Source organism: Type-D symbiont of Plautia stali (assembly GCF_001485335.1).
Taxonomy (GTDB): domain Bacteria; phylum Pseudomonadota; class Gammaproteobacteria; order Enterobacterales; family Enterobacteriaceae; genus Pantoea; species Pantoea vagans_C.
The window spans coordinates 69,720-77,965 of the sequence record NZ_BBOC01000013.1 but is presented as its reverse complement, the minus strand read 5'-3'; the positions used below and the strand labels follow the sequence as shown (position 1 = coordinate 77,965).

The following is an 8,246-nucleotide window of genomic DNA, read 5'->3' as shown; positions in this document are numbered from 1 at the left end:
CTCGGTGCGTGGCCCCTATGCGCCGCCGCTGTCACCGCAGCCGCTGGATGAGCCGGTGCAGCAAAAGCTGTGGAAGCCGCTAATTCCTCTGTGGAGCTTTGCCGCGCTGCTGGCGCTGCTGGGATGTGCCGTTTATATCGCGCTCAACTGGCGTCTTAACCACTTCACCGCTCCTGTGCTCTCCGCCATTTATCAGACCGACTTGCCCAAGGTGGACATCGCACGCCCGGCTGCACCAGCGGCACCGGCCCTTGATTTACGTCACTTCCTTGCGCCGGAAATCGCCGAGGGATTGGTGACGGTACGTGATGAAGCCACGCGAAGTGTGGTGCTGCTGCGCGGCGACGGCTTGTTTGATTCTGCCGCGACCACTATTCGCGATCGCTATCGTCCGGTGATCCGCCGGATCGCCCAGGCGATGGACAACGTCAACGGCCAGATTCGGGTCAGCGGCTACACCGACAACGTCCCCATTCGCAGCGCGCGCTTTAACTCCAACTATGCGCTCTCTCTGGCACGCGCCCAATCGGTGCAGGAGATGCTGGCACAAGACTTACAGCAACCGCAGCGCATCATCGTTGAGGGACGCGGCGAGAGTAACCCACTTGCGCCGAATGACACTGCCGCGAATCGCGCCCGTAATCGCCGTGTCGAAATCACGCTGCTGGTCGCACCGAAACAGACTGAATCTGAACTTAACAGCGTGCACTAAAAGGAATAGCCATGATTCGCACTGTCTTTTCCATTGCCACCAGCCGTCTGATGTGGAGCGGTCTGGGCATCACCGCGCTCTGCTTACTGATCTGGACGGTGGGCCCACTGGTGGCGATTGGGGATTATCGTCCACTGGAGTCGTCGCTGTATCGCTATATCGCCATCGCCGTGCTTTACACGCTGTGGATCAGCTATCGCGTGGTGCCACGCCTGTGGCGTCGCTGGCAAAACCGCCGGCTGGTGCAGAGAATGGCCCCCGCCACCACGGAAACTGCTGAAAATGATGACATGTCAGCGGAGCATCCGCTGGCCGAGCGTTTCAGTGAGGCCACACAGCTGCTGCGCCAGGCGCGCTTCAACCGTCCAGAGAGCCGCCGCTGGCCGCGCTGGATGCAGAAACTCAATCGCCAGTATCTCTACCAGTTGCCTTGGTACATGCTGATTGGCGCACCCGGTGCCGGTAAAACCACCGCCCTGGTTAACTCCGGGCTGCACTTCCCGCTGGCCGCGCAGTTTGGCAAAACCGCGTTGCGCGGGGTCGGGGGCACGCGTCACTGCGACTGGTGGTTCACCGATGAAGCCATCTTGCTGGATACCGCTGGTCGCTATACCACGCAGGAGAGCGATCGCCAGCAAGATGCTCAAGAGTGGCGCAGCTTTATGGGGCTGCTGAAAAAGTATCGCCCGCGCCAGCCAGTGAACGGTGCCATCATCACCATCAGCGTGGGGGATCTGCTGAGCGAGTCGGAAGAGGCGCGCTATCAACAGGCCAGCGCCCTGCGTAAACGGCTGTTGGAACTGCGCGATCAACTCGCGATCCCCTTCCCGGTTTACGTACTGGTGACCAAAACCGATTTGCTGAAGGGCTTTACCGCCAGTTTCGGTGCGATGAATAAAGCGCAGCGCGATCAGATTTGGGGATTCACCTGGCCATGGAGCGATCAGCAACTGGCGGTGGGCAGTGAGTTCGAACCGCAGTTTGATCGCCTACATCAGCGCCTTGATGCGGGTTTGGCCGACCTGATGATCAACGAACATGACAGCGTTAAACGCGCTGAAATGTACCTGTTCCCACAAGAGTTTCTGGCATTAAAGCCGCTGCTCAAGCACTACCTTGACGTGGTCTTTGCCACCTCAGGTTATGACGCCAAGCTGATCCCGCGCGGTGTCTACTTCACCAGCGGTACGCAGGAAGGCTTACCCTTTGACCGCGTGATGGGACAGATGAGCCGCGCGCTGGGCCTGCCTGCGCTGCGCGCCGCCAACGCAGAACCCGCGCAGCCCGGCCACGGCCAGAGTTTCTTCTTGCATCAAATGCTGACGGAAGTGGTGTTTAAAGAGGCGGGCCTGGCGGGTATCAACCGTTGGTGGGCGATGCGTAACCGCATGGTGCATCTGATTGCATACGCTGTACTGGTGTTGCTGCTGATTTTGGCTTTAATCGGCTGGTTTACCAGCTATCACCACAATAAAGGTTACCTGGCCGAAGTGCAGCAGCGGGTGCCCGACATTGAAAAACAGAGCAAGGCGCTGTCACCGCTTAACGGCGAAAACCTCTTCTCCCTGCTGCCGTTCCTGAACAGCCTCGCCGGATTACCCAGCAGCGACAAGCTGGCGGATGTGCAACAACCGCCGCTCAGTTGGCGTGCCGGACTGTATCGCGGTGAGGAGGTGTCCACCGCCTCGGACTCGCTTTACCAGCGTGCGCTGGAGCAGATGCTGCTGCCCGTCATCGCCCGCAACATCACTGACTGGCTGCGTAGTGATAACGGCAGTGATGTGGATTACAGCTACGAAGCGCTGAAGGCGTATCAGATGCTCTATCTGCCGCAGCACTACGACGGCAAATTCCTGCACGCCTGGGTGATGCTGAATGTCCAGCGCACTCAGGGTGCCAATGCGCCACAGGCACAGCTGAAAGCGTTGGATTACCACCTGAGTCAACTGCTGGATGACAAGATTAACGCTTCGCCGTTTGAGCGTGATGAACCTCTGGTGGTGCGCCAGATTGAGATGATCAGCCGTTCACCGCTTTCAACGCGTGTTTATGGTCGTCTCAAGCGTTTGTTGATGCCACGCGTCAATCCGGGCGTGAGCCTGATCAACCTCAGTGGCGCGCAAACAGAACTGGTGTTGAGTCGCAAAAGCGGTAAACCGCTAACAGAGGCCATTCCCGGTTTCTTCACCCCCGCCGGATACTGGGGACCGTTCAATAACAACATTAAAAACGTCGCCGCCAGCCTGTTGCAGGAAGACCATTGGGTATTAACCCGCCGTGAAAGTGCCGATGATCAAAACACGCTGGAAGAGACGGTGCGCCGACTCTACCTCGACGACTACATGCGTGTGTGGGATGCACTGTTACAGGATATTCAGCTGCAACCGATCAACAATCTGGGTGAGCGCATCAACTCCGCCCGCCTGTTGTCAGGTCGCACCTCTCCCCTGCGCCAGTTAATGATCAATCTGGGTCGCAACCTGACGCTGACACCGCCAGAAGATGAGAAGGCAAAACAGAATCAGCCATCGTTGCTGGAACGCAGTACCCACTACGTTAACAACAACGCCACGGCCACGCTGCAAGCGTTATTCCGGGCCCGTAAAGCAGCACAAAGCGGCACCCTTGAAGCGCCAGAACAGCGCGTGATGGCGCACTTCGCCAGCATTATTGAACAGGCGCAGGTTAGCGATCCGAAAGAGAGCAGCATCCCGTTTGATGCGCAGTTGAAAGATATCGATGACCTCTACAGCTACCTCACCGCTGTACAGGACGCGAGCAACAGCGGCATGTCACCGCCAGACAGCAGCATCATTTCACGTATGCAGGCCGATGCCGGACGCCAACCGGAACCGTTCCGCACCTTACTGCTGGAGCTGGCCGTCGGTGCCAGCAGCGACACGCAAAAGCGCACCATGAGCAATATGCAGAAACGGGCGGGCGTGGAGGTCGGCAGTTTTTGTCGCAGCGCCATTGCCGGACGCTATCCGTTTAACCGCAGTTCAGGCACCGATATCACTCCGGACGATCTGGCGCGCATGTTCGCACCGGGCACCGGGCTGATGGACAGCTTCTTCCGCGACAATCTGGCCAGCAAGGTGGATACCACGCACAGCAGTTGGCGCTACGCCCCAGGCGTGGACGGTAAAACCTTGCCCGGCGGTACCACGCTGCTGCGCCCGTTCCAGCAGGCGCAGGCGATACGGGAAGCGCTGTTTGCCAATGGCGCCAGCACCCCCTCTTATCGCCTGACCATCACGCCGATCAGCATGGATAACAGCATTCTTAATCTGACGCTGGACGTTGATGGCCAGTTGATTCGATATAGCCACGGTCCACAAACCCCCCAGGTGGTCAACTGGCCTGGCAGCGGCAACACCCAGCAGGTGCGCATGCAGATTGGGTTAACCGATGGCACCACCAACACCCTGAACACCAGCGGCCCCTGGGCACTGAACCGCTTGTTTGATAAAGCCAGCCTGCGTCCGGGAACCAGCCAGAGCCAGCAGGCCACCTTCAACCTCGGCGGTCATCAGGTGGTGCTGGCCTACACCCCCAACAGCGTGCGCAACCCGCTGCAACTTCCGGGGTTTAGCTGCCCATGAAACGAACCGCACATTTCCGTAGCGGCGCAATTTATTGCGCACGCCCTGACACCGCTGCGGTGATTATTCATGCGCGATAAGGATCCCTCGATGCAGCCACTCTTATCATTGGGTTGGTACGGCAAGCTCCCTGGCAGCGGCGATTTCCTGCGCCGCCGACTGCCAACCCGCTTGGTCAACAGCTGGGCGCAGTGGTTTCAGAGCAGTTTGCCGCGTCTGCCACAGCAGCCCGTCACGGGCCGGGCACCGGTGTGGAATTTCATCATTCCCGCCACCCTCGGTGTACCGCTGATTCAAATGGGTTGCCTGTTACCCACGCGCGATCGTGTTGGCCGTCAGTATCCGCTCTGCGCCATGCGGCTGTTTACGCCGGAACAGTGGCACGCCATGCAGTTACACACCGCCGGAGACTGGTATTACCAACTGGGTAAGACCCTTACGCTGGCCGTGCAGAACCGCTACAGCGGCGATCAGTTCGATAGCGCGCTGAACGCCCTTCCGGCTCAGCTGGCGCGCCCGCCGCAGTCAGATGTGTTTGATGTGATCGGTTATCAGGACACGCCCTGCAACCTCAACTGGCCACAGGTGGTGCACTACTTCGATCCGGCGCAGTACAGCAGCTTTTGGTGGAGCAACCAGAGTGATGGCAGCGCGTTTTACAGCCATTCGCACAGCGGCAACTTCACCACCCAACTGTTTCTGCGTTTATTCAATCCGCCCCACGCCAGCCGTGGTGAACCGCCGCTGTTTGGCCCGCTTTAACGGTGAAAAACATGAATCTCGACGCCCTTCTTGAACCGCTGCGTGACGATGCGCCATGCGGTGATGACCTGGAGTATGACGCGGCCTTTATGGCGCTGGAGCAGGCGCGCAGCGGCAAGGCCGAACAACAGTTTGGCCAGACCATCATTCCTGCTGAGCCGCCGGACTGGCAACTGGTGGCACAACAGGCTGAACAGCTACTGACTCGCACCCGCGATATCCGCCTGCTGCTGATCCTCAGCGAGGCCTGGACGCACACCAAAGGGCTTACTGGCTGTGCGGCAGGACTGACGCTACTCAGTGAAGCGCTGACGCGATACTGGCCTTCCCTTCATCCTGCGTTGGAATTTGATGGCGAGCCGGACCTGCTGATGCGCGTCAGTGCACTGGCCGCGCTGGGGCCACAATCGGGCCTGAGCCGCGCGCTGCGCCATAGCTGGCTACTGAAAAGTGCCACCGGTGAAATTACGCTACGTGATGCCATTGCCCTGCTCGACGGCAGCAAAAGCGAAGTCGCGGATTTCCCCGGCGGCTTGCCGCGCTTACGTGAGGCACTGCAACAACCCGATGCCGCCAACGCGCAGGCCATTCGTACTCTCGCTCAGCATTTCACCACACTGCGACTCTGTCTGGAGCAGCATCTGGAGAGCGCTGATATGCCCGACCTGGCGGCCACCGAGAAAGCGCTGGCGTTGTTGCTGCCGTTGCTACCGTCACCAGCAGCCCCCCCCGCCGAGGCTGTCCAACCCGAGGCTGCTCCAGCGCAAACGCCGGAGACGTTAACCACTGCCGCGCCCTCGCCAACGCTCGACTGGCAGCAGGTGTCTTTGCATTCGCGCGCTGACGCCGAGTTGATGCTGGAAAAAGTGCGCCTCTACTTCCAGCAACACGAACCGAGCCACCCGGCACCGATCATGCTGGAACGGGTTCAGCGTCTGATTCAACTCGATTTTCTCGACATTATCCGTGACCTGGCGCCCGACGCCGTCACACAACTGCAGGGCCTGTTTGGCCGTGTGGGTGAATAAAACGCCTGATTTCAGGCCCATAACTGATGGAGAACACTATGGCTAATTATCCCACCATTAAACGCGCCCGTAGCGGACAGAAGTTCATTTCGCGCAACCGTGCGCCGCGCGTGCAGATTGAGTACGACGTGGAGATTTACGGTTCCGACCGCAAAGTGCAGTTGCCCTTCGTGATGGGCGTGATGGCCGACCTGGTGGGCCAGCCGGTAGAGGATCAGCCGGAGATCGCCGAGCGTAAGTTCCTTGAAGTGGATATCGATAACTTTGACGAACGCATGAAAGCGCTCAAGCCACACCTTGCCTATCACGTGGATAACACGCTGACGGGCGAAGGAAAAGTGGGCGTTGACCTCACTTTTAACAGCATGGATGACTTCCTGCCTGATGCCATTGTGCGCCGTGTTGAGCCACTGAATGAACTACTGGAAGCCCGCACTCAGCTCTCCAACCTGCTCTCTTACATGGATGGCAAAAACGGTGCGGAAGCCTTGATCGCCGAGATCCTGCAAAACCCCACTTTAATGCAATCACTGGCCAGCGCGCCAAAACCAGCAGCCGCATCCAACGATGACCGCGCAACGGAGAAACATGATGAGTAATGTAGCCTCTCAAACGCAACGCTTGCAGGCGGAAACTGTCAGCCAGAGCGACTTTAGCGCCTTGCTAAATAAAGAGTTCCGTCCCAACAACGACCAGGCGCGCGACGCCATTTCCCAGGCGGTGCAGACGCTGGCGGCGCAGGCCCTGGAAAACAGTTTGCCGGTGTCCGACGACGCCTATCGCACCATTCAGGCCCTGATCGCCGAGATCGACGCCAAACTGTCGCAGCAGGTTAACGCCATCATGCATCACGACAGTTTCCAGCAGTTAGAGGGCGCGTGGCGCGGCCTGCATTACCTGGTGAACAACACCGAAACCGATGAAATGCTCAAGATCCGGGTGATGAGCATCAGCAAACGCGAACTGAGCCGCACCTTGAAGCGCTACAAAGGCGTGGGTTGGGATCAGAGCCCGTTGTTTAAGAAGATCTACGAAGAAGAGTACGGTCAGTTTGGTGGCGAGCCGTATGGTTGTCTGGTCGGTGACTACTACTTTGACCACAGCCCACCGGATGTGGAATTGCTGGGTGAGCTGGCCAAAATTGGCGCGGCGGCACACTGTCCGGTGATCACCGGTGCAGCACCCAGTGCCCTGCAAATGGAGTCCTGGCAGGAGCTGGCGAACCCACGTGATATCACCAAAATCTTCACCAACACCGAATATGCCGCCTGGCGTACCCTGCGTGAGAGCGAAGATACCCGCTACCTCGGCCTGGTGATGCCACGTTTCCTCGCGCGTTTGCCGTACGGCGTACGCACCAATCCTGTCGATAGCTTCGACTTCACCGAAGATACCGAAGGCGCTACGCACAAAAACTACACCTGGGCTAACGCCGCCTATGCCATGGCCGCCAACATCAACCGCTCCTTCAAGCAGTTTGGCTGGAGCACGTCGATTCGCGGTGTGGAGTCTGGTGGTTCAGTCGAAAATCTGCCGTGCCACGTGTTCCCGACCGATGACGGCGGCGTCGACATGAAGTGCCCAACAGAAATCGCCATCAGCGACCGTCGTGAAGCCGAGTTGGCGAAAAACGGATTTATTCCGCTGGTACACCGCAAGAACTCGGACTTTGCCGCCTTCATTGGCGCGCAGTCACTGCAAAAACCGGAAGATTACTACGATGCCGATGCCGCAGCCAACGCCCAACTGGCCGCCCGTTTGCCGTACCTGTTCGCCTGCTGCCGCTTTGCTCACTACCTGAAATGCATCGTGCGCGACAAGATCGGTTCGTTCCAGGAGCGTGCTGATATGGAGCGCTGGCTGAACTCGTGGATTATCCGCTACGTCGATGGCGATCCTGTGAACTCCACTCAGGAAACCAAAGCGCGTAAACCGCTGGCCGACGCGCGCGTCACCGTGGAAGAGCAGGAGGACAATCCGGGCTACTACGCCGCTAAATTCTTCCTGCGCCCGCATTACCAACTTGAAGGCCTGACGGTATCCCTGCGTCTGGTCTCGAAATTACCGTCGCTGAAACAGCAGCAAGGGTAAAACCCTCTGGGCGCACGTTCCCGCCCATTTATTGCTTGTTCATTACTA

General features: G+C 58.7%; 6 protein-coding genes. All 6 read left to right on the top strand.

The features are described 5' to 3' along the window. A partial coding sequence (gene tssL / locus PSSD_RS06420) for a type VI secretion system protein TssL, long form (protein ID WP_153011412.1) occupies positions 1 to 712 on the top strand: 712 nt, incomplete at its 5' end. Positions 713 to 723: 11 nt separating this feature from the next. Beyond that, the gene (gene tssM / locus PSSD_RS06415) at positions 724 to 4,317 is read left to right on the top strand and encodes a type VI secretion system membrane subunit TssM (protein ID WP_058969998.1); all 3,594 of its coding nucleotides are present in this window, start codon (positions 724 to 726) and stop codon (positions 4,315 to 4,317) included. Positions 4,318 to 4,407: 90 nt separating this feature from the next. Then, a complete protein-coding gene (gene tagF, locus PSSD_RS06410) occupies positions 4,408 to 5,079 on the top strand; it encodes a type VI secretion system-associated protein TagF (protein WP_058969997.1) in 672 nt (223 codons plus the stop codon). A gap of 11 nt (positions 5,080 to 5,090) precedes the next feature. Next, on the top strand, positions 5,091 to 6,107 hold the full coding sequence (gene tssA, locus PSSD_RS06405) for a type VI secretion system protein TssA (RefSeq protein ID WP_058969996.1): 1,017 nt from the start codon (positions 5,091 to 5,093) through the stop codon (positions 6,105 to 6,107). 26 nt (positions 6,108 to 6,133) lie between these two features. Beyond that, the gene (gene tssB, locus PSSD_RS06400) at positions 6,134 to 6,706 is read left to right on the top strand and encodes a type VI secretion system contractile sheath small subunit (RefSeq protein ID WP_052206217.1); all 573 of its coding nucleotides are present in this window, start codon (positions 6,134 to 6,136) and stop codon (positions 6,704 to 6,706) included. After that, entirely contained in the window at positions 6,699 to 8,198 is a 1,500-nt protein-coding gene (gene tssC / locus PSSD_RS06395) for a type VI secretion system contractile sheath large subunit (protein WP_058969995.1), read from the top strand. Before tssB ends, tssC begins: the two co-directional genes overlap by 8 nt. Positions 8,199 to 8,246: the final 48 nt, after the last annotated feature.

Excerpts from the sequence above, each read along its gene's own strand:
- tssM (WP_058969998.1), top strand. The coding sequence starts at position 724 with ATGATTCGCACTGTCTTTTCCATTGCCACCAGCCGTCTGATGTGGAGC.
- tagF (WP_058969997.1), top strand. The coding sequence starts at position 4,408 with ATGCAGCCACTCTTATCATTGGGTTGGTACGGCAAGCTCCCTGGCAGC.
- tssA (WP_058969996.1), top strand. The coding sequence starts at position 5,091 with ATGAATCTCGACGCCCTTCTTGAACCGCTGCGTGACGATGCGCCATGC.
- tssB (WP_052206217.1), top strand. The coding sequence starts at position 6,134 with ATGGAGAACACTATGGCTAATTATCCCACCATTAAACGCGCCCGTAGC.
- tssC (WP_058969995.1), top strand. The coding sequence starts at position 6,699 with ATGAGTAATGTAGCCTCTCAAACGCAACGCTTGCAGGCGGAAACTGTC.